16 protein-coding genes are annotated in these 21,007 nt (G+C 50.7%); 10 read left to right on the forward strand and 6 right to left on the reverse strand.

Annotation, left to right across the window (positions count from 1 at the left end; all coding sequences use genetic code 11):
• Window positions 1–51: 51 nt before the first annotated feature.
• The 6 genes from lolA to OGY68_RS08910 all read left to right on the forward strand — a co-directional run bounded on the left by lolA (window position 52) and on the right by OGY68_RS08910 (window position 7,576).
• Complete coding sequence (gene lolA / locus OGY68_RS08885) at window positions 52–663, forward strand: outer membrane lipoprotein periplasmic chaperone LolA (protein WP_003831898.1); 612 nt, start codon at window positions 52–54, stop codon at window positions 661–663.
• A 10-nt stretch (window positions 664–673) separates the two neighbouring features.
• Window positions 674–2,017, forward strand: coding sequence for a replication-associated recombination protein RarA (rarA, locus tag OGY68_RS08890; protein WP_048214581.1), 1,344 nt, complete (start codon window positions 674–676; stop codon window positions 2,015–2,017).
• A gap of 92 nt (window positions 2,018–2,109) precedes the next feature.
• The gene (gene serS, locus OGY68_RS08895; RefSeq protein ID WP_003831902.1) at window positions 2,110–3,402 is read left to right on the forward strand and encodes a serine--tRNA ligase; all 1,293 of its coding nucleotides are present in this window, start codon (window positions 2,110–2,112) and stop codon (window positions 3,400–3,402) included.
• 236 nt (window positions 3,403–3,638) lie between these two features.
• On the forward strand, window positions 3,639–6,083 hold the full coding sequence (gene dmsA, locus OGY68_RS08900; RefSeq protein WP_057068013.1) for a dimethylsulfoxide reductase subunit A: 2,445 nt from the start codon (window positions 3,639–3,641) through the stop codon (window positions 6,081–6,083).
• Between the two features lie 10 nt (window positions 6,084–6,093).
• A complete protein-coding gene (dmsB, locus tag OGY68_RS08905) occupies window positions 6,094–6,711 on the forward strand; it encodes a dimethylsulfoxide reductase iron-sulfur subunit DmsB (protein ID WP_003831905.1) in 618 nt (205 codons plus the stop codon).
• A 1-nt stretch (window position 6,712) separates the two neighbouring features.
• Window positions 6,713–7,576: a dimethyl sulfoxide reductase anchor subunit family protein gene (locus OGY68_RS08910; RefSeq protein ID WP_286616958.1), complete on the forward strand. Its 864-nt coding sequence runs from the start codon at window positions 6,713–6,715 to the stop codon at window positions 7,574–7,576.
• Window positions 7,577–7,686: 110 nt separating this feature from the next.
• Here the strand turns inward: OGY68_RS08910 and ycaC are convergent, their stop codons facing one another.
• Window positions 7,687–8,313 carry an isochorismate family cysteine hydrolase YcaC gene (gene ycaC / locus OGY68_RS08915; protein WP_003035746.1) on the reverse strand — a complete coding sequence of 209 codons (627 nt, stop codon included), beginning with the start codon at window positions 8,311–8,313 and terminating at the stop codon, window positions 7,687–7,689.
• 385 nt (window positions 8,314–8,698) lie between these two features.
• On the opposite strand from ycaC, the gene OGY68_RS08920 reads away from it, so the two are divergent.
• Window positions 8,699–9,847, forward strand: coding sequence for an MFS transporter (locus OGY68_RS08920; RefSeq protein WP_003831907.1), 1,149 nt, complete (start codon window positions 8,699–8,701; stop codon window positions 9,845–9,847).
• Window positions 9,848–10,060: 213 nt separating this feature from the next.
• Entirely contained in the window at window positions 10,061–11,482 is a 1,422-nt protein-coding gene (locus tag OGY68_RS08925; protein WP_003035749.1) for an amino acid permease, read from the forward strand.
• Window positions 11,483–11,541: 59 nt separating this feature from the next.
• On the opposite strand, the gene OGY68_RS08930 is transcribed toward OGY68_RS08925, so the two are convergent.
• The 5 genes from OGY68_RS08930 to ycaO all read right to left on the reverse strand — a co-directional run bounded on the left by OGY68_RS08930 (window position 11,542) and on the right by ycaO (window position 18,837).
• On the reverse strand, window positions 11,542–12,336 hold the full coding sequence (locus OGY68_RS08930) for a PA3715 family protein (protein WP_057068017.1): 795 nt from the start codon (window positions 12,334–12,336) through the stop codon (window positions 11,542–11,544).
• 86 nt (window positions 12,337–12,422) lie between these two features.
• Window positions 12,423–13,163, reverse strand: coding sequence for a pyruvate formate lyase 1-activating protein (pflA, locus tag OGY68_RS08935; RefSeq protein WP_003035751.1), 741 nt, complete (start codon window positions 13,161–13,163; stop codon window positions 12,423–12,425).
• A 309-nt stretch (window positions 13,164–13,472) separates the two neighbouring features.
• On the reverse strand, window positions 13,473–15,755 hold the full coding sequence (gene pflB / locus OGY68_RS08940) for a formate C-acetyltransferase (RefSeq protein WP_003035753.1): 2,283 nt from the start codon (window positions 15,753–15,755) through the stop codon (window positions 13,473–13,475).
• Window positions 15,756–15,814: 59 nt separating this feature from the next.
• Window positions 15,815–16,672, reverse strand: a complete 858-nt coding sequence (gene focA, locus OGY68_RS08945; protein ID WP_003831909.1) for a formate transporter FocA — start codon at window positions 16,670–16,672, stop codon at window positions 15,815–15,817.
• Window positions 16,673–17,076: 404 nt separating this feature from the next.
• Window positions 17,077–18,837 (reverse strand): 30S ribosomal protein S12 methylthiotransferase accessory factor YcaO, encoded by a 1,761-nt coding sequence (gene ycaO, locus OGY68_RS08950; RefSeq protein WP_057067105.1) that lies wholly within the window; start codon window positions 18,835–18,837, stop codon window positions 17,077–17,079.
• Between the two features lie 136 nt (window positions 18,838–18,973).
• Between ycaO and OGY68_RS08955 the strand changes: the two genes are divergently transcribed.
• Both OGY68_RS08955 and serC read left to right on the forward strand, forming a co-directional pair.
• Entirely contained in the window at window positions 18,974–19,666 is a 693-nt protein-coding gene (locus OGY68_RS08955) for a DUF421 domain-containing protein (protein WP_008784261.1), read from the forward strand.
• 212 nt (window positions 19,667–19,878) lie between these two features.
• Window positions 19,879–20,967, forward strand: coding sequence for a 3-phosphoserine/phosphohydroxythreonine transaminase (gene serC / locus OGY68_RS08960; RefSeq protein ID WP_032942886.1), 1,089 nt, complete (start codon window positions 19,879–19,881; stop codon window positions 20,965–20,967).
• Window positions 20,968–21,007 lie beyond the last annotated feature (40 nt).

Raw genomic sequence — 21,007 nt, forward strand, 5'->3', positions numbered from 1 at the left:
GGATAGCAGAGGGATCTCCCCGTTGGGAGTGACGTATTTTGAGGAATAACGATGAAAAGAATCGCAATCACCTGTGCATTACTGTCTAGCTTTGTGGTGAGCAGCGTCTGGGCTGACGCTGCCAGCGACCTGAAAAGCCGTCTGGATAAAGTCAGCAGCTTCCATGCCAGCTTTACTCAGAAGGTCACGGACGGTAGCGGCGCTGCGGTACAGGAGGGTCAGGGCGACTTATGGGTTAAACGCCCTAATCTTTTTAACTGGCATATGACGCAGCCTGACGAGAGCATCCTGGTTTCCGATGGTAAAACGCTGTGGTTCTTTAACCCGTTTGTTGAGCAGGCGACTGCGACCTGGTTGAAAGACGCCACGGGCAACACGCCGTTCATGCTGATTGCGCGTAATCAGGCCAGCGACTGGCAACAGTACAACATTAAGCAAAACGGCGACGATTTCGTGCTGACGCCAAAAACCAGCAGCGGTAACCTGAAGCAGTTTACTATCAATGTTGGGCGGGACGGGACGATCCATCAGTTCAGTGCCGTTGAGCAAGACGATCAGCGCAGCAGCTATCAGCTGAAATCTCAGCAGAATGGTGCGATTGAACCTTCGAAATTCACCTTTACCCCGCCGCAAGGTGTAACGGTTGACGATCAACGTAAGTAGAGGCGTGTGAGTGAGCAATCTGTCGCTCGACTTTTCTGATAATACCTTTCAGCCACTGGCCGCACGTATGCGGCCAGAAAATTTAGCGCAGTACATCGGCCAGCAGCATCTGCTGGCTGCGGGTAAACCCTTGCCGCGCGCCATCGAGGCCGGGCACCTGCACTCTATGATTTTATGGGGGCCGCCGGGGACGGGGAAAACCACGCTAGCCGAAGTTATTGCCCGTTACGCTAACGCCGATGTTGAACGAATTTCGGCGGTCACGTCTGGTGTAAAAGAAATTCGTGAAGCGATTGAGCGGGCGCGTCAGAATCGTAACGCGGGTCGACGTACGATCCTGTTCGTGGACGAAGTTCACCGTTTTAATAAAAGCCAACAGGATGCGTTTTTACCGCATATTGAAGACGGTACCATCACGTTTATTGGCGCCACCACTGAAAATCCCTCGTTTGAACTGAACTCGGCACTGTTGTCGCGGGCGCGTGTTTATTTACTGAAATCGTTAACCACCGACGATATTGAACAGGTGCTGGACCAGGCGATGTCAGATAATGCCCGTGGTTACGGTGGTCAGGATATCGTACTGCCACCAGAGACGCGTCGGGCGATTGCCGAACTGGTGAATGGCGACGCGCGGCGAGCGCTGAATACGTTGGAAATGATGGCCGATATGGCCGAAGTTGATGATTCCGGTAAGCGCGTATTGAAACCAGAATTGCTCACTGAAATTGCCGGTGAACGCAGCGCACGCTTCGATAATAAAGGCGATCGTTTTTACGATCTCATCTCCGCATTACACAAATCGGTTCGCGGCAGCGCCCCGGATGCGGCACTTTATTGGTATGCGCGCATCATTAGTGCAGGCGGTGACCCGCTGTATGTAGCCCGTCGCTGTCTGGCAATTGCCTCTGAAGATGTGGGCAATGCCGATCCTCGCGCCATGCAGGTGGCAATTTCCGCATGGGACTGCTTTACCCGCGTGGGACCCGCGGAAGGTGAACGAGCGATTGCTCAGGCGATTGTTTATCTGGCCTGCGCGCCGAAAAGTAATGCGGTTTACACCGCCTTCAAAGCCGCGCTGGCTGATGCCCGTGAACGTCCGGATTACGACGTGCCGGTCCACCTGCGCAATGCGCCAACTAAGCTGATGAAAGAAATGGGCTATGGTCAGGAGTATCGTTACGCCCATGATGAACCAAATGCCTATGCCGCCGGAGAAGAGTACTTCCCGCAGGAAATGGCACAAACGCGCTATTATCACCCCACAAACAGAGGTCTTGAAGGCAAGATTGGCGAAAAGCTCGCCTGGCTCGCCGGACAGGATCAAAATAGCCCTATAAAACGCTACCGTTAGTGTTATCGTTGCGGTAATGTTGTCTCTGTATCCCTGTGACCGCAGGCTGTGGTCACTTTCTCCTATTTTAATTCGATAAGCACAGGATAAGCATGCTCGATCCCAATCTGCTGCGTAATGAGCCAGACGCAGTCGCAGAAAAACTGGCAAGCCGGGGCTTTAAGCTGGATGTAGATAAGCTGCGCGCTCTTGAAGAGCGTCGTAAAGTTCTGCAGGTACAAACTGAAAACCTGCAGGCAGAGCGTAACTCTCGATCGAAATCCATCGGCCAGGCAAAAGCGCGCGGGGAAGATATCGAGTCTTTACGTCTGGAAGTGAACAAACTGGGCGAAGAGCTGGATGCCGCGAAAGCTGAACTTGATACCTTACAGGCCGAGATCCGCGACATTGCGCTGACCATTCCTAACCTGCCAGCGGACGACGTTCCGGTGGGTAAAGATGAAAATGACAACGTTGAAGTCAGCCGTTGGGGTACGCCGCGTGAGTTTGATTTCGAAGTGCGCGATCACGTTACCCTGGGTGAAATGCACACGGGTCTTGATTTTGCCGCTGCGGTTAAGCTGACCGGCTCTCGTTTCGTCGTGATGAAAGGGCAGATCGCGCGCATGCACCGTGCGCTGTCTCAGTTCATGCTGGATCTGCATACCGAACAGCATGGTTACAGCGAAAACTACGTTCCGTATCTGGTTAACCATGACACGCTGTACGGAACAGGGCAACTGCCGAAATTTGCTGGCGATCTGTTCCACACCCGTCCGCTGGATGAAGAAGCTGACAGCAGCAACTATGCGCTGATCCCAACGGCAGAAGTTCCGCTGACCAACCTGGTTCGCGACGAAATCATTGACGAAGATGCGCTGCCGATCAAAATGACCGCGCATACGCCGTGCTTCCGTTCTGAAGCAGGTTCTTACGGTCGTGATACCCGTGGTCTGATCCGTATGCACCAGTTCGATAAAGTTGAAATGGTGCAGATCGTTCGCCCAGAAGACTCTATGGACGCGCTGGAAGAGATGACCGGCCATGCCGAGAAGGTTCTTCAGCTGCTGGGCCTGCCGTACCGTAAGATCATTCTGTGCACAGGCGACATGGGCTTCGGCGCATGCAAAACGTACGATCTGGAAGTGTGGATCCCGGCGCAGAACACCTATCGCGAAATCTCCTCTTGCTCCAACGTGTGGGATTTCCAGGCTCGTCGTATGCAGGCGCGTTGCCGCAGCAAATCCGACAAAAAGACCCGTTTAGTACATACGCTGAACGGTTCTGGTCTGGCGGTTGGACGTACGCTGGTTGCGGTGATGGAAAACTATCAGCAGGCTGATGGCCGTATTCAGGTTCCGGAAGTGTTACGTCCGTACATGAATGGCCTGGAGTTTATCGGCTAAGCTACCTTTCTTTGCTAAAAAAGCGCCTCAGGGCGCTTTTTTTATGCCCGTTTGACGTCGGACAATAACGCCTACCTCCATAGGAGTAATACTGCCTTCGAATGAAAGTCAGTATTTATCTCTGTCTTTTCGCAAATTCGGTATCTACCAGTCTGTATATCGATATTAGCGCTATATAAAAACCTGTATAACGAGTATTTCTCTTTTGTTTATTGTGAGCAGCAGAGTGAGCCACTATGAAAACTAAGATCCCCGATGCCATGCTGGCAGCTGAGGTTAGTCGCCGAGGTTTGGTGAAAACGACGGCGATAGGCGGACTGGCGGTGGCCAGTAGCGCGTTTACCCTGCCATTTACCCGTATTGCAAATGCTGCAGAAGCCCTTAATCCGACACAGGCCAATGAGAAAGTCATCTGGAGCGCGTGTACGGTGAACTGTGGTAGCCGCTGTCCTCTGCGTATGCACGTGGTAGACGGTGAAATAAAGTATGTTGAAACCGACAACACCGGTGATGACAACTATGACGGCTTGCACCAGGTACGCGCCTGTCTGCGTGGTCGCTCCATGCGTCGTCGCGTTTATAATCCCGACCGTCTGAAATACCCGATGAAACGTGTCGGTAAACGTGGCGAAGGGAAATTTGAGCGTATCAGCTGGGATGAAGCCTACGACATCATTGCCAGCAATATGCAGCGTCTTATCAAAGACTACGGCAACGAGTCTATCTACCTGAACTACGGCACAGGTACGCTGGGCGGCACCCTGACACGCTCCTGGCCGCCAGGCAAAACGCTGGTAGCACGTCTGATGAACTGCTGTGGCGGCTACCTGAACCACTACGGTGACTACTCTTCAGCGCAAATCGCTGCCGGGTTGAACTACACCTACGGCGGCTGGGCAGACGGTAACAGCCCGTCCGACATTGAAAACAGCAAGCTGGTGGTTCTGTTCGGGAATAACCCAGGTGAAACCCGTATGAGCGGGGGTGGGGTAACCTATTACCTTGAACAGGCGCGACAGAAATCCAATGCCCGCATGATTATTATCGATCCTCGCTACACGGATACCGGCGCGGGTCGTGAAGATGAATGGATCCCGATCCGCCCAGGTACCGATGCGGCGCTGGTGAATGGTCTGGCGTATGTGCTGATCACCGAAAACATGGTCGATCAACCGTTCCTTGATAAATACTGCGTGGGTTACGACGAGAAAACCTTACCGGCCGACGCACCGAAAAACGGTCACTATAAGGCGTATATTCTTGGGCAGGGCAAAGACGGTATCGCCAAGACCCCGGAATGGGCAGCGCAAATTACCGGTATTCCTGCTGATCGAATCGTCAAACTGGCACGTGAAATCGGTAGCGCTAAACCGGCATATATCAGTCAGGGGTGGGGACCGCAGCGTCATGCTAACGGTGAAATAGCGACTCGTGCCATTTCTATGCTGGCAATCCTTACCGGTAACGTTGGGATTAACGGCGGCAACAGCGGGGCGCGTGAGGGCTCATACAGTTTGCCGTTTGAACGTATGCCTACGCTGGAAAACCCAGTCGAAACCAGCATCTCTATGTTTATGTGGACGGACGCCATTGAGCGAGGTCCGGAGATGACGGCGCTGCGTGACGGTGTTCGTGGCAAAGATAAGCTCGATGTTCCGATTAAGATGATCTGGAACTATGCCGGTAACTGTCTGATTAACCAGCACTCTGATATCAACCGCACACATGAAATCCTACAGGATGATAAGAAGTGCGAGATGATCGTTGTCATCGACTGCCATATGACCTCCTCGGCGAAATACGCGGATATTTTGCTGCCGGACTGCACCGCTTCGGAGCAGATGGACTTCGCACTGGATGCCTCCTGCGGAAATATGTCGTATGTGATTTTCACCGATCAGGCGATCAAACCACGCTTCGAATGCAAGACTATCTACCAGATGACCAGTGAGCTAGCGAAACGCCTTGGTGTTGAGCAGCAGTTTACAGTAGGTCGTACTCAGGAAGAGTGGATGCGTCATCTGTACGAGCAGTCGCGCAAAGCCATTCCTGAACTGCCAACGTTTGAAGAATTCCGCAAGCAGGGGATCTTTAAACAGCGCGACCCACAGGGACATCACGTGGCCTACAAGGCGTTCCGTGAGGATCCTAACGCCAATCCGCTGACCACGCCGTCAGGTAAGATCGAAATTTATTCGCAGCAGCTTGCCGAGATCGCGTCAACCTGGGAACTGCCGGAAGGTGATGTGATTGATCCACTGCCGATTTATACCCCAGGTTTTGAGAGCTTAAACGATCCGCTGGTGGAGAAATTCCCTCTGCAGTTGACCGGCTTCCACTATAAGTCTCGCGTTCACTCGACCTATGGCAACGTGGATGTTCTGAAAGCATCCTGCCGTCAGGAAATGTGGATCAACCCGATGGATGCACAGCGACGCGGCATTAACAACGGCGACAAGGTGCGCATCTTTAACGATCGTGGTGAAGTGCACATCGAGGCGAAAGTAACGCCGCGTATGATGCCTGGCGTGGTGGCATTGGGCGAAGGGGCGTGGTATGAGCCGGACGCAAAACGCGTGGACCAGGGCGGTTGTATTAACGTCCTGACGACCCAGCGTCCGTCTCCTCTCGCGAAGGGGAACCCATCACACACGAACCTTGTTCAGGTTGAAAAGGTGTAAGGAGTAACCGATGACAACCCAGTATGGATTTTTTATTGATTCCAGCCGTTGCACCGGTTGCAAAACCTGCGAACTGGCGTGCAAAGATTTCAAAAATTTAACCCCTGAAGTCAGCTTCCGCCGCATTTATGAGTACGCGGGCGGTGACTGGCAGGAAGACAACGGCGTCTGGCATCAGAACGTCTTTGCCTATTACCTCTCCATTGCGTGTAACCACTGTGAAGACCCGGCCTGTACCAAGGTGTGTCCGAGCGGTGCGATGCACAAACGTGAAGATGGCTTTGTCGTTGTCGATGAAGATGTGTGCATCGGCTGCCGCTATTGCCACATGGCCTGTCCTTACGGTGCACCACAGTACAATGCTGACAAAGGGCACATGACCAAATGCGATGGCTGCCATGAGCGCGTCGCTGAAGGTAAGAAACCTATTTGCGTCGAGTCCTGTCCACTGCGTGCGCTGGATTTTGGCCCAATTGATGAACTGCGCAAAAAACACGGTACTTTGGCTGCGGTTGCGCCACTGCCGGGCGCGCACTTTACCAAACCGAGCATTGTCATCAAACCTAACGCCAATAGCCGCCCGACCGGGGATACCACAGGTTATCTGGCTAATCCGAAGGAGGTGTAAGATGGGAAGTGGATGGCATGAATGGCCGCTGATGATCTTCACGGTCTTCGGGCAGTGTGTGGTTGGCGGTTTTATTGTTCTGGCGCTGGCGTTGATGAAAGGGGGCTTACGCCCAGAATCGCAGCAACGCGTAATTACCTGCATGTTTGGGCTGTGGGTATTAATGGGCATTGGATTTATTGCTTCCATGCTCCATTTGGGCTCACCGATGCGCGCCTTTAACTCACTCAATCGCGTTGGGTCATCTGCGTTGAGTAACGAAATTGCCAGCGGCTCACTCTTCTTTGTCGTTGGCGGTATCGGCTGGCTGCTGGCTATGTTGAAGAAAATGTCGCCCGCATTACGCAATCTGTGGTTAGTTGTCACCATGGTGCTGGGTGTGGTTTTTGTCTGGATGATGGTGCGCGTGTATAACACCATCGATACCGTACCGACCTGGTACAGCGTCTGGACACCGCTGGGATTCTTCCTGACGATGTTTATGGGCGGTCCGCTGCTGGGATATCTGTTACTGAGAATTGCTGGCGTGGATGGTTGGGCGATGCGCCTGCTGCCGGCTATATCAGTGCTTGCTCTGGTCGTGAGTGCCATCATGTCGGTAATGCAGGGGACTGAACTGGCGACAATCCACAGTTCGATTCAACAGGCCTCTGTGCTGGTTCCGGATTACGGTTCGCTGATGGCGTGGCGGATTGTGGTACTGGCGTTAGCGTTGTGCTGCTGGATAGTACCGCAAGTGAAGGGTTACCAGCCTGCCGTTCCGTTGCTTTCCGTCGCGTTTATTCTGCTGTTAGTCGGCGAGCTGATTGGTCGTGGCGTGTTCTACGGGCTGCATATGACCGTCGGTATGGCGGTGGCGAGTTAATCCATAATATGCCGGATGGCGCCTCGTGCTTTATCAAGCCTACAATATCCGTAGGCCTTCAAGCTGCGCGCTATCCGGCTACATGTCAGGTCAGGGTTTTGCCCCAGTCTTTACTTCTGCTTAGTTAACGTGTCATAGCTGGTCATCAGATTGCGATAATCCGGAATGTGATTAGAGAACAACGTCGCCAGACCTTCGATATCGTTGCGCCAGTCGCGGTGCAGTTCGCATGCTACTCCGAACCATGTCATCAATTGAGCGCCTGCTTGAGACATCCGATCCCATGCTGAATGGCGGGTAATTTCATTAAACGTGCCTGAAGCATCGGTGACAACAAAGACGTCAAAACCTTCTTCAATAGCCGAGAGCGCTGGGAAAGCGACGCAAACTTCCGTCACGACACCAGCGATAATCAGCTGCTTTTTGCCGGTCGCTTTTACTGCTTTCACGAAATCTTCGTTATCCCATGCGTTAATGTTTCCTGGGCGAGCAATGTAGGGCGCATCCGGAAATTGAGCTTTCAGTTCCGGTACCAGCGGTCCGTTTGGTCCTGTCTCAAAACTGGTTGTCAGAATGGTTGGGAGGTTGAAGTATTTTGCTAAGTCACCGAGCGCAAGCACGTTGTTTTTAAATTTATCGGGATCGATATCCCGAACCAGAGAGAGCAGGCCAGCCTGATGGTCGACCAGCAGTACTGCCGCATTGTCTTTATCAAGTCTTACGTAAGGTTTAGTCATGGTATTTCTCCTGTTCAGTATCAGTGGGGGAAATTTGATGAGTTTAAGTCTACGAAAAGAACGATATTTGGATTAGATAGATAAATAAGAACTCACTGTTCTATTTTGAAGACAATGCAGCTCAGCATCCCGCATAGAGTTTAGTAAGAAATAAAAGTAAGGGGAGTCCATGAAATTTTTCGACTGAACGTAACGCGAGATTTTTGTTTTAGATCAATAAAAACAAGCAGATGTGTTTTTGTATTTTTTATCTATTCACATTAAGAATCAGTAATGCAAATCGATCGACCAGAAAGCGTCTCAGCCCTCTGATTCCGCCGATTGACAATGTTTTTAGCAGTGGCATGATGCGCATGAAATTTGAACTTCCTCACGGTTTTTATTCATGTCCACCTATACCCGTCCCGTCATGCTATTGCTGTGCGGGCTACTTCTGTTGACCCTGGCGATCGCCGTGTTAAACACGCTCGTCCCGCTTTGGCTCGCCCATGAAAATCTGCCTACCTGGCAGGTAGGCGTGGTGAGCTCGTCTTACTTTACCGGTAATCTGGTAGGGACGTTGCTGACAGGGTATTTAATAAAACACCTTGGTTTTAATCGCAGCTATTACATCGCCTCGCTTATTTTCGCCGCGGGCTGTGTCGGGCTGGGGATTATGGTGGGATTCTGGAGCTGGATGACATGGCGTTTTATCGCCGGTGTTGGCTGCGCCATGATCTGGGTGGTCGTGGAAAGCGCGCTGATGTGCAGCGGGACGTCCCGTAATCGCGGACGGTTACTTGCCGCCTATATGATGATCTATTATGTGGGAACTTTTTTAGGCCAACTGCTGGTTAGTAAAGTATCAACAGAATTGATGAACGTCCTGCCGTGGGTGACGGGTACTATCCTGGCGGGTGTTTTGCCACTGCTCTTTACGCGCATTGCTAATCAGCAGGGCGATGAACAGCAGTCTACGCCTATTGTCTCCATGCTGAGGTTGCGTCAGGCGCGCCTGGGCGTTAATGGCTGCATTATTTCCGGGATCGTGCTGGGGTCTTTGTATGGCCTGATGCCGCTGTATCTCAACCATCAGGGGGTGAGCAACGCCAGCATTGGTTTCTGGATGGCGGTTCTGGTAAGTGCCGGTATTCTGGGGCAATGGCCGATTGGCCGTCTGGCGGATAAGCTGGGACGTCTGCTGGTTTTACGCGTCCAGGTCTTCGTGGTGATCGTCGGGAGTATCGCCATGCTGAACCAGGCGGCGATGGCGCCCGCGTTGTTTATGTTGGGTGCGGCAGGCTTTACCCTCTATCCGGTCGCGATGGCCTGGGCCTGTGAAAAGGTGGAACATCATCAGCTGGTCGCCATGAATCAGGCATTGTTATTGAGCTATACCGTGGGTAGCCTGCTGGGACCTTCGTTTACTGCGATGCTAATGCAGAATTATTCAGATAGCTTGTTGTTTATCATGATCGCCAGCGTATCGTTTATTTATTTACTGATGCTGCTGCGTAAGACGGGCCATACGCCCAATTCTATTGCGCACATTTGACCTGATTTAACAGAATATGAACAGGTTCCCATACATACTGTTTATGTATGCTTTATGGGAACCTGCATTATTTAATCGCACACGTCTGTCCTGAAAATAAAGTGTGCAGAAGGTTATAGTTTTACATCCTGCCGTTTCCGCTCGCTCATTTTACCGCGCATAATCCCACGCCTCATATATTGATAATCAAAAAGCTTCCACAAAGGATTGCGTATGGCTGGTGTGCAGGAAAAACAATTGCGATGGTACAACATTGCATTAATGTCATTTATTACCGTCTGGGGTTTTGGTAACGTCGTCAACAACTATGCTAATCAGGGATTGGTTGTTGTCTCCTCCTGGATATTTATTTTCGCGCTCTATTTTATTCCTTATGCGTTGATCGTCGGGCAGCTTGGCTCAACCTTTAAAGAGGGTAAAGGCGGCGTCAGTACCTGGATTAAACATACCATGGGGCCAGGGTTGGCCTATCTTGCTGCCTGGACCTATTGGGTTGTTCATATACCTTATCTGGCGCAAAAACCGCAGGCTATTCTGATTGCGCTGGGATGGGCGCTGAAGGGCGATGGTTCGTTGATTAAAGAGTACACCGTCGTGGCGTTGCAGGGGCTGACGCTGGCGCTGTTTGTCTTTTTCATGTGGGTTGCGTCCCGTGGCATGAAGTCACTGAAAATTGTTGGGTCAGTTGCTGGCATCGCGATGTTTGTGATGTCCATTTTGTATGTCGTGATGGCGGTAACCGCGCCTGCAATTACGGATGTGCAAATAGCGACAACCAATATCACCTGGGAATCGTTTATCCCGCACATCGATTTTACCTACATTACCACGATCTCCATGCTGGTCTTTGCCGTGGGCGGTGCGGAGAAAATTTCGCCATACGTTAATCAGACACGTAATCCGGGCAAAGAATTTCCAAAAGGGATGCTCGTTCTGGCTGTTATGGTAGCGGTATGCGCGATTCTCGGGTCGCTGGCTATGGGAATGATGTTTGACTCCCGGCATATTCCAGATGACCTGATGACGAATGGTCAATATTACGCCTTCCAGAAATTGGGAGAGTATTATGGTATGGGTAATTCGCTGATGGTTATTTACGCGATTGCCAATACGCTGGGGCAGATTGCGGCATTGGTATTTTCTATTGATGCACCGCTTAAAGTTCTGCTGGGTGATGCTGATCGTAAATATATTCCCGAGAGCCTGTGTAAAACCAACGCTTCCGGTACGCCGGTAAATGGTTATATTCTGACGCTGGTGCTGGTGGCGATTTTGATTATGTTGCCAACGCTGGGAATTGGCGACATGAACAACCTGTATAAATGGCTATTGAATCTTAACTCTGTCGTGATGCCATTGCGTTATTTATGGGTGTTTGTGGCGTTCATTGCCGTTATTCGCCTGGCGCAAAAATATAAATCGGAATATGTCTTTATTCGCAACCGCTCGCTTGCGATGACCGTGGGGATCTGGTGCTTTGCCTTTACCGCATTTGCCTGTCTGACCGGGATTTTCCCGAAAATGGAAGCCTTTACCCCTGAGTGGACATTCCAGCTCACGCTGAATATCGTGACGCCATTTGTGCTGGTTGGACTGGGATTGATTTTCCCGCTACTGGCGAGAAGAGGACGCTAAAGACAAGTGTGGCAGAAGAGCAGGAGATAGTGATGCTATCTCCTCTCCTGCTTTGCTTCTCAAAACAACGGGGACAGTTCTTTTGGGATGGCATACTGTTTGCCATCATAACGCAGTTCCCAACTGGCTTTCCCCGGTTTATCCTTTGATGCGCACTGCTCGTTGGCGTCTGTATAGGCCGTTGATTCCACGTTTTTCTCGTTTACCCGAATATCGAAGTATCCATTATGTGAATCAGGCGCAAGGGCAAGGGTGCGTTTAATATCGTGGAATGTTCCCACACAGTTCCCGTCCCATTCACCGGTGCTATTCTCAAGTACGATTCCGTTTAATACCGCCCGTAGTTGATTATTTTCAATAACAAACAGCGATAGCGCATCTTCACTAAAAGGATTTACACGAGAACTGCCGGTGCGGGCGACTCGTAAGCCAAATGCGGTCTGATCTGGGGTAACTTTCCAGCGCGCAGTATCCAGCGCCAGACCGGTAATTTGAATGGCATCGTCATTCATACGTTCGGGCAGGCGTAGCCGCTGTTTTACGTCGAGGTTTGTGGAATCCAGTACCAGAAGCTCCAGATCGCCAATGCGATCGTAATCGCTATATTGTTGTGCCATCAGCGGAATCGCCGCTAGGGTCAGTTCCGGGTGGGCTGGCCAGACACGGCAAATTGCGCTTTGCGGTGAGTTACCTGTGATATCGATAACCAGATTATGTTGTGTGAGTAGCTTGCCTTCCGCTGTCGGTTTTGCATCTGGCCACGCATGTTGCACAATGGCGTTGATATCACAGTTGCTGGCGGCATTTACGTATTGGGCAGATAACAGCAACATGCCAGAAATGAATAACCGCATGGCGTCCTTTCCTTTAATTCGAGTGGTTGTCGCTTAGATAGCAAAACGGCTGCCGTTCAGGGCAGCCGTTTCGTGGTGGCTAAAACTCAATACATCACTTTATGTCCATATTGCTCGAGAATGCCCTTCACGCGCTCCATGGTCTCTTTCTTCGGTGGTTTGACGCCATCCAGTTTGTACTCTTCGCCCATTGCTACCCATTTGTGTTTGCCCAGCTCGTGGTAAGGCAGCAGCTCGATTTTTTCAACGTTACCCATATCGCGGGTAAATTCTCCGAGGCGGTGTGCGGAGTCATCGTCATCAGACCAGCCAGGTACGACAACATAGCGGATCCACACTTTGATGTCTTTATTTGACAGGTAACGCGCGAACTCCAGCGTACGATGGTTAGATACGCCGACCAGATTCTGATGGATTTCATCGTTCATCTGTTTGAGGTCGAGCATTACCAGGTCGGTGACTTCCAGCAGCTCATCGATCACCGGATCGTAGCGGCGAACAAAACCGTTGGTATCCAGACAGGTATGAATACCTTCTTTTTTACAGGCGCGGAACCAGTCACGTACGAATTCAGCTTGCAGGATAGCTTCGCCGCCAGACGCCGTCACGCCGCCGCCGGATGCGTTCATAAAGTGGCGATAGGTCACCACCTCTTTCATTAATTCGTCGACGGTGACTTCTTTACCGCCGTGTGTATCCCACGTGTCACGGTTATGGCAATACAGGCAGCGCATCAGGCAGCCCTGAAAGAAGGTAATAAAGCGGATGCCCGGGCCATCAACAGTGCCACAGGATTCAAAGGAGTGAATGCGACCAATAACTGACATTGCGGTGTTTCTCCAGGTGTGGCCCATCCGGGGCCAGTGTTAGTGCACAGTTATTAACTGTGTCGAGTCTGTTTTGGCTGCTATCCATACTTTTCGTCTTTCAAGCTGCATCTTTGTTAGCTTCCTTCGCTCACCCCAGTCACGTACTTCTGTACGCTCCAGGGATTCACTCCGTTGCCGCCTCAATGCAACTCGAAATCCATCGAGTATATAAGTATAGATAGCTGACAAAGCAGGCTATTAAAAAGGCCCCACTTACGTGGAGCCTTTATTGTACGCTTTTTAAAGTACGATTTCAGTCAAAACCAATTACATGGTCTGAGTGAAGGTACGAGTAATAACGTCCTGCTGCTGTTCTTTAGTCAGGGAGTTAAAACGTACTGCGTAGCCAGAAACGCGGATGGTCAGCTGCGGATATTTTTCCGGATGTTCCATCGCATCCAGCAGCATTTCGCGGTTCATGACGTTCACGTTCAGGTGCTGACCACCTTCGATGGACGCTTCGTGGTGGAAGTAACCATCCATCAGACCAGCCAGGTTGGTCTTACGAACTTCGTCGTCTTTACCCAGTGCGTTCGGAACGATAGAGAAGGTGTAAGAAATACCATCTTTAGCGTAAGCAAACGGCAGTTTAGCAACGGAGGTCAGAGAGGCAACAGCACCTTTCTGGTCACGACCGTGCATTGGGTTAGCACCCGGTCCGAACGGCGCGCCAGCACGACGACCATCTGGGGTGTTACCAGTTTTCTTACCATAAACCACGTTAGAGGTGATGGTCAGAACAGACTGAGTCGGGATAGCGTTACGATAAGTAGTCAGTTTCTGAATTTTCTTCATGAAACGTTCTACCAGGTCAACCGCCATGTCATCAACGCGAGAGTCGTTGTTACCAAACTGCGGGTATTCGCCTTCGATTTCGAAGTCGATAGCCAGACCGTCTTCGTCACGAATCGGTTTAACTTTCGCATATTTGATTGCAGACAGGGAGTCAGCAGCAACGGACAGACCAGCGATACCACACGCCATGGTGCGGATAACGTCACGGTCGTGCAGCGCCATCAGAGAGGCTTCGTAGCTGTACTTGTCGTGCATGTAGTGGATAACGTTCAGCGCGGTGACGTACTGTTTAGCCAGCCAATCCATGAAGTGATCCATGCGGTCCATAACTTCGTCGAAGTTCAGAACGTCGCCTTTGATCGGTTCAGATTTAGGACCAACCTGCATTTTCAGTTTTTCATCAACGCCACCGTTGATTGCGTACAGCATGGTTTTCGCCAGGTTTGCACGCGCACCGAAGAACTGCATTTGTTTACCAACAACCATCGGGCTTACGCAGCAAGCGATAGCGTAGTCGTCGTTGTTGAAGTCCGGACGCATCAGGTCATCGTTCTCGTACTGCAGAGAAGAGGTGTCGATGGACACTTTAGCGGCGAATTTCTTGAAGTTCAGAGGCAGTTTTTCAGACCACAGAACAGTGATGTTCGGCTCCGGAGAAGGACCCATGGTGTACAGGGTGTTCAGGAAGCGGAAGCTGTTTTTGGTAACCAGAGTACGGCCATCAACGCCCATACCACCGATTGATTCAGTTGCCCAAATCGGGTCACCGGAGAACAGTTCATCATATTCAGGAGTACGCAGGAAACGAACCATACGCAGTTTCATGACCAGGTGGTCGATCATTTCCTGTGCGTCTTGCTCGGTGATTTTGCCTGCTTTCAGGTCACGTTCGATGTAAGCATCCAGGAAGGTGGATACGCGACCGAAGGACATTGCTGCACCGTTCTGAGATTTAACTGCGGCCAGGTAGCCGAAGTAAGTCCACTGGATAGCTTCCTGAGCGTTGGTAGCCGGACCAGAGATATCGCAGCCATATTTAGCAGCCATTTCTTTGATCTGACCCAGAGCGCGGTGCTGTTCAGCGATTTCTTCACGCAGACGGATAGTTGCTTCCAGGTTTACGCCGTTTTCCAGATCAGACTGCAGAGAGACGAACTGAGCGTATTTGTCTTTCATCAGGTAGTCGATACCGTACAGCGCAACGCGACGGTAGTCACCGATGATACGGCCACGGCCATACGCATCTGGCAGACCAGTCAGAACACCGGATTTACGGCAGTTCAGAATGTCTTTGGTGTAAACATCGAATACGCCCTGGTTGTGGGTTTTGCGGTATTCGGTGAAGATTTTTTTCAGCATCGGGTCCAGTTCGCGATTGTACGCTTTGCAGGAACCTTCAACCATTTTGATGCCGCCAAACGGAATGATCGCACGTTTCAGCGGAGCTTCAGTCTGCAGACCAACAATCTTCTCGAGCGCTTTGTTGATGTAGCCAGCGTCGTGAGAAGTGATGGTAGAAGCAACGGAGGTGTCAAAGTCAACAGGCGCGTGAGTGCGGTTTTCCTGTTTAACGCCTTCCATCACGCTGTCCCACAGTGCAGTGGTCGCATCAGTTGCGCCAGCCAGGAAGGACTCGTCACCCTCATACGGAGTGTAGTTTTTCTGAATGAAGTCACGTACGTTTACTTCATTCTGCCAATCACCTTTGGTAAAACCTTCCCAGGCTGTGGCTAACTTTTCATTAAGCTCGGACATGTAACACCTACCTTCTTAAGTGGATTTTTTATTTACTGCGTGTAATGGGCATCAACAGATTAATGATGATCGTTACCACGCAGATAAATGACCCAGTATGTCAACCCGACCAACAAACCGCCGCCGATAATGTTACCGATCGTAACCGGAATCAGGTTATCGGTGATGAAATTCATCACGGTCAGGTGAGAAAAATTCTCCGGAGAAGACCCAACTGCGGTCCAGAATTCCGGGGTGGCGAAATCGCGTATTACAATACCCATAGGGATCATAAACATGTTTGCGATACTGTGCTCAAAACCGCTGGCAACAAACATTGCGACCGGTAATACCATGATAAACGCTTTGTCCATCAGGCTGCGGCCCGAGTAGCTCATCCATACGGCCAGACACACCATCAGGTTAGCCAGGATACCAAGGCTCACTGCCTCAACAAAAGTATGGTGCACTTTGTGGTCGGCTGTTTGCAGAACGTTGAGCCCCCATGCGCCGTTGGCGGTCATATACTCGCCAGAAAGCCACATGAGTAACACAAAGATCAGGGCGCCAATCAGGTTGCCGACATAAACGTTAAGCCAGTTTTTCGCTAACTGACCCCAGGTAATACGACCACTGGCTTTAGCAACGACGATCAGTACGGTTGAAGTGAAGAGGTCTGCACCGCAGACAACACAAAGGATCAGCCCCAGGGAAAAGCAGATACCACCTACTAATTTCGCCATGCCGAAAGGCATAGTACCAGTGCCGGTTGTGGCGGTGATATAGAAAACAAAGGCAATTGAAATGAATACACCGGCAGTAATTGCCAGATAGAACGTCTTAAGCGGATGTTTCGTTGCTTTATAGACGCCTGCTTCTTCGGCAACTTTGGCCATTGCAGCAGGTAGAATAAGATCAAAAGGGTTGTCAGCTTTCACACTAACTCTCTCTTTATTAAGTCGGCGACGAGATACTAACAAAGCATTATAGATGAGAATTTGATATAGATCATATCTCGCCTGGCTTATAGGCCCGTAAGACGCATGGTTTTTATGCGATTACGGTGTAACATGTTGATTATCCATATAAAAATAAATTTTAAAAATTATAAAGTGAGTTGAATTTTTTCTTTCAGCCTCCTATGGGACGGTTAATTAAAATGGAGTAATTGAGATAAAAAACCACATTAATAAGCTAATTTTTTTAATATCAACTACTAATATTTAACCTTGCTTTTACATTTATTTTTTGGTTTGACCAAAATAAAAAACGGGGCGCTTTAAGCGCCCCGTAATATAGCTCAGACAATACATTTAGCCTACTCGAGGCAAGTTGTTTGTCACTATTTTGACCAGTGTGCCGCTTTCGCGCGTTGCAATTTCTCATAGGCTTTCAGCAGAGACTGATGTGCCGGGAATGCGTGCAGATCGCTGTCTACTGGCTGAAGTCCATAAAACGGCGCTTCACCACTCAGTGCCGCACTTGCCGCTTCAACCGCCTCAGCGCCGTACATGCGGACGAATGCGTTCAGATACTGCAGCGGCTGACGGTCTTCTTCCTGAGACAGCAGCAACAATGTTTGCAGGCAGCGATAGTAGTTTGCACGTTCCGCGCTAAAGACGGAGGCGTTAAATTCCATCGTCCATTCGGTCCACACCAGGGCCTGCTCCAGATCGCCACCGGCCAGCGCCAGCATCACTTTAAGCTCGCCAATACGCAGGGTGTACCAACCGTTATCCGCACCGGTCGCCAGACCGAGCAGCTCGCGCACGCGGGTGAAGTCGTCAAAACCTTCTTCATCCAACTGTTCAATCAGATTGAGGTAGTCTTCTTTATCCCACTCACTGCCTGGCAGAGAGAGAATGGTGTCACGCAGATGGGTGCCCATAGCGTTGTTGGCTAACCACAGGTCTTCTGCCGGATAGATGTCAGACATTCCCGGAACAATAATGCGGCACGCGTAAACGCCCAGGTGCTCATAGTCAGCGATATACACTTCTTTATCTTCAGCATTGAAGATGGCCATCAGGGTGGCGAACTCTTCTTCCGTGGTGCCGGAGAAATTCCAGTCAACGAACGGATAGTCGGCATCCTGCTTGAACAGATCCCAGGAGATCAGACCGCTGGAATCGATGAAGTGAGTTTCAAGGTTGGTATGTTCTGCCACTTCCTCATCGTCGAAGGTCGGTGGGGTGAAGACATCAAGATCCTTCAGACCACGGCCCTGCAGCAGTTCAGTCACGGTACGCTCCAGCGCAACGCCGAAATCCGGGTGTGCGCCGAAGGAGGCAAAGCAGGTACCGTTGGCCGGGTTGAACAGGACAACGCAAATTACTGGATACTTGCCGCCCAGCGAGCCATCGTAGGCAAAAATTGGGAAACCTTCCGCTTCCAGTGTGGCGATGGACTCCACCACTGCCGGATAGCGCGCCATCACCTCGGCCGGGATTTCCGGCAGGCTGATGCTTTCGGCGATAATACGGTTCTTCACATGGCGCTCAAAGACTTCAGACAGGCCCTGAACGCGAGCTTCGTTAGGTGTGTTACCCGCAGACATGCCGTTAGAAACATACAGGTTGCCGATAATATTCATCGGAATGTAGACGGTCTGGTTATCAGACTGGCGGGTAAACGGCAGGCCGCAGACGCCACGCTCTTCATTACCAGACTGTAGATCGATAAGCATGCTGCCGGTCAGTTCGTTATCTGGATCGTAAAATGCACGCAGACGCGCATCCAGTAAACCTTCTGGAACATCGTCTTTTTCAGTCAGTGGGAACCATTTTTCGTTCGGGTAATGTACGAACGGGCCATTGGCGATAGTTTCGCCCAGCCAGAAATCTGCAAAGAAGTAGTTAGTCGACAGACGCTCAAAGTATTCACCCAGCGCAGAAGCCAGCGCCGCTTTTTTTGTCGCGCCTTTACCGTTGGTGAAGCACAGCGCGCATTCTTTGTCGCGAATATGTACAGACCAGACGTTAGGGACGGGATTCAACCACGAAGCTTCTTCAATTTGAAAACCGAGGTCGAGCAATTTTTGCTGGAAGCGAGCGATGGAGTCTTCCAGAGCGGCATCTTTGCCGGGGATAAATGTTTGCGTCATGAAAATCACTTTTGTCGTACGGAAAGCGCGCAATGATACGGGTTTTCAATGAACGGCGCTATCGTCGCCGGAGCCCATGCGTAAATAAAAGCATTGGCTATGCTTTCTTACAGCCAATCACGTTTAGAGCATATTAATGAAAGCTTTCGATTTACACCGTATGGCGCTTGATAAGGTGCCCATGGATTTTCTGGGAGAAGTTGCGCTACGCAGCCTTTACACCTTTATATTGGTTTTTCTGTTTTTAAAAATCACCGGACGTCGTGGCGTACGCCAGATGTCGCTTTTTGAAGTCCTTATCATCCTTACGCTGGGTTCCGCCGCGGGAGACGTGGCGTTTTATGACGATGTTCCGATGCTGCCGGTGCTGGTGGTCTTTATTACTCTTGCTGTGCTGTATCGGCTGGTAATGTGGCTAATGGCGCATAGTGAAAAAATGGAGGACCTTCTGGAGGGCAAACCCGTCGTGATCATTGAAGACGGCGAGCTGGCATGGTCAAAGCTCAATAGCGCCAATATGACGGAATTTGAATTCTTTATGGAACTGCGTTTGAACGGCGTGGAGCAATTGGGACAAGTGAAACTGGCTATTCTGGAGACGAATGGGCAAATCAGCGTCTACTTCTTTGCCGATGAAGACGTAAAGCCGGGGCTCAGTATTTTGCCTAAACGTTGTACGCAACGATTTAAAGTAATACCTGAAGCAGGGGACTATGCCTGCATACGTTGTAGCGAAGTGGTGCAAATGAAGGCCGGAGATCATCAATTATGTCCGCGCTGTGCAAATCCAGAATGGTCGAAGGCCAGTCGGGCAAAACGGGTTACCTGACAGCAAAAATCTCGGTTTTTACCCGTCAATCCGATAGATTCTGTTGTGTGACCGATGACACATTTTTACCCTTGCCAGTTTTACCCATTGCGGCGCGTGTCACTGAATGATAAAACCGATATCCACAGGAATAACTTATACCAATGTCTGTCACCGGATTATCGTCAATGACAGGATGTTGATTGGACAACAACACAACGTGGTGAGGGGAAATGGCTCAGGTCTTCAATTTTAGTTCAGGTCCGGCAATGTTACCGGCAGAAGTACTTAAACTGGCTCAACAGGATCTTTGTGACTGGAACGGTCTTGGCACGTCAGTGATGGAAATTAGCCACCGTGGCAAAGAATTCATCCAGGTCGCAGAGGAAGCGGAGCAGGATTTTCGCGATCTTCTCAGCATCCCCTCCAACTATAAAGTGTTGTTCTGCCATGGCGGTGGTCGCGGGCAGTTCGCGGGTATCCCGTTAAATATTCTGGGCGATAAAACCACCGCGGATTACGTCGATGCCGGTTATTGGGCCGCCAGCGCAATTAAAGAAGCGAAAAAATACTGCACGCCAAACGTTATTGATGCCAAAGTCACCGTGGACGGCCTGCGTGCTGTTAAGCCGATGAGTGAATGGCAACTTTCTGATAACGCGGCATACCTGCACTATTGCCCGAACGAAACCATCGATGGCATTGCGATCGATGAAACGCCGAATTTTGCCAGCAACGTTGTGGTCACGGCGGATCTGTCCTCTACCATTCTTTCCGCACCGCTTGACGTTAGTCGTTATGGCGTAATTTATGCCGGGGCACAGAAAAATATCGGCCCGGCCGGTCTGACGATTGTCATCGTCCGTGAAGATTTGCTGGGTAAAGCTCATGTCTCATGCCCGTCAATCCTCGACTATACCGTGCTGAATGACAACGATTCCATGTTCAATACGCCGCCAACCTTTGCCTGGTATCTGTCTGGCCTGGTCTTTAAATGGCTGAAAAAGCAGGGCGGTGTTAATGCGATGGATAAAATTAACCAGCAAAAAGCGGAATTGCTCTACGGCGTAATCGATAACAGCGATTTCTACCGTAACGATGTGGCGAAATCCAACCGTTCACGCATGAACGTACCGTTCCAGTTGGCTGACAGCGCATTGGATAAACTGTTCCTGGAAGAGTCTTTTGCTGCGGGCCTGCACGCGCTGAAAGGGCATCGTGTAGTCGGCGGTATGCGTGCGTCCATCTACAATGCCATGCCGCTTGAAGGTGTTAAAGCACTGACCGATTTCATGGTCGATTTCGAACGCCGCCGCGGCTAATCTGCTGTACTTTTCATCCCCACAGCCCGTCTGTGGGGTT

The sequence above is a fragment of the Citrobacter sp. Cpo065 genome, from assembly GCF_030332805.1.
GTDB classification, from domain to species: Bacteria; Pseudomonadota; Gammaproteobacteria; order Enterobacterales; family Enterobacteriaceae; genus Citrobacter; species Citrobacter portucalensis.

Bases quoted from the DNA above. Each gene is read 5' to 3' on its own strand.
- serS (WP_003831902.1), top strand. From the start codon at position 2,110: ATGCTCGATCCCAATCTGCTGCGTAATGAGCCAGACGCAGTCGCAGAA.
- ycaC (WP_003035746.1), bottom strand. From the start codon at position 8,313: ATGACTAAACCTTACGTAAGACTTGATAAAGACAATGCGGCAGTACTG.
- ycaO (WP_057067105.1), bottom strand. From the start codon at position 18,837: ATGACGCAAACATTTATCCCCGGCAAAGATGCCGCTCTGGAAGACTCC.
- pflB (WP_003035753.1), bottom strand. From the start codon at position 15,755: ATGTCCGAGCTTAATGAAAAGTTAGCCACAGCCTGGGAAGGTTTTACC.
- pflA (WP_003035751.1), bottom strand. From the start codon at position 13,163: ATGTCAGTTATTGGTCGCATTCACTCCTTTGAATCCTGTGGCACTGTT.
- OGY68_RS08930 (WP_057068017.1), bottom strand. From the start codon at position 12,336: ATGCGGTTATTCATTTCTGGCATGTTGCTGTTATCTGCCCAATACGTA.
- OGY68_RS08920 (WP_003831907.1), top strand. From the start codon at position 8,699: ATGTCCACCTATACCCGTCCCGTCATGCTATTGCTGTGCGGGCTACTT.
- OGY68_RS08955 (WP_008784261.1), top strand. From the start codon at position 18,974: ATGAAAGCTTTCGATTTACACCGTATGGCGCTTGATAAGGTGCCCATG.
- lolA (WP_003831898.1), top strand. From the start codon at position 52: ATGAAAAGAATCGCAATCACCTGTGCATTACTGTCTAGCTTTGTGGTG.
- dmsA (WP_057068013.1), top strand. From the start codon at position 3,639: ATGAAAACTAAGATCCCCGATGCCATGCTGGCAGCTGAGGTTAGTCGC.
- OGY68_RS08910 (WP_286616958.1), top strand. From the start codon at position 6,713: ATGGGAAGTGGATGGCATGAATGGCCGCTGATGATCTTCACGGTCTTC.
- dmsB (WP_003831905.1), top strand. From the start codon at position 6,094: ATGACAACCCAGTATGGATTTTTTATTGATTCCAGCCGTTGCACCGGT.
- OGY68_RS08925 (WP_003035749.1), top strand. From the start codon at position 10,061: ATGGCTGGTGTGCAGGAAAAACAATTGCGATGGTACAACATTGCATTA.
- serC (WP_032942886.1), top strand. From the start codon at position 19,879: ATGGCTCAGGTCTTCAATTTTAGTTCAGGTCCGGCAATGTTACCGGCA.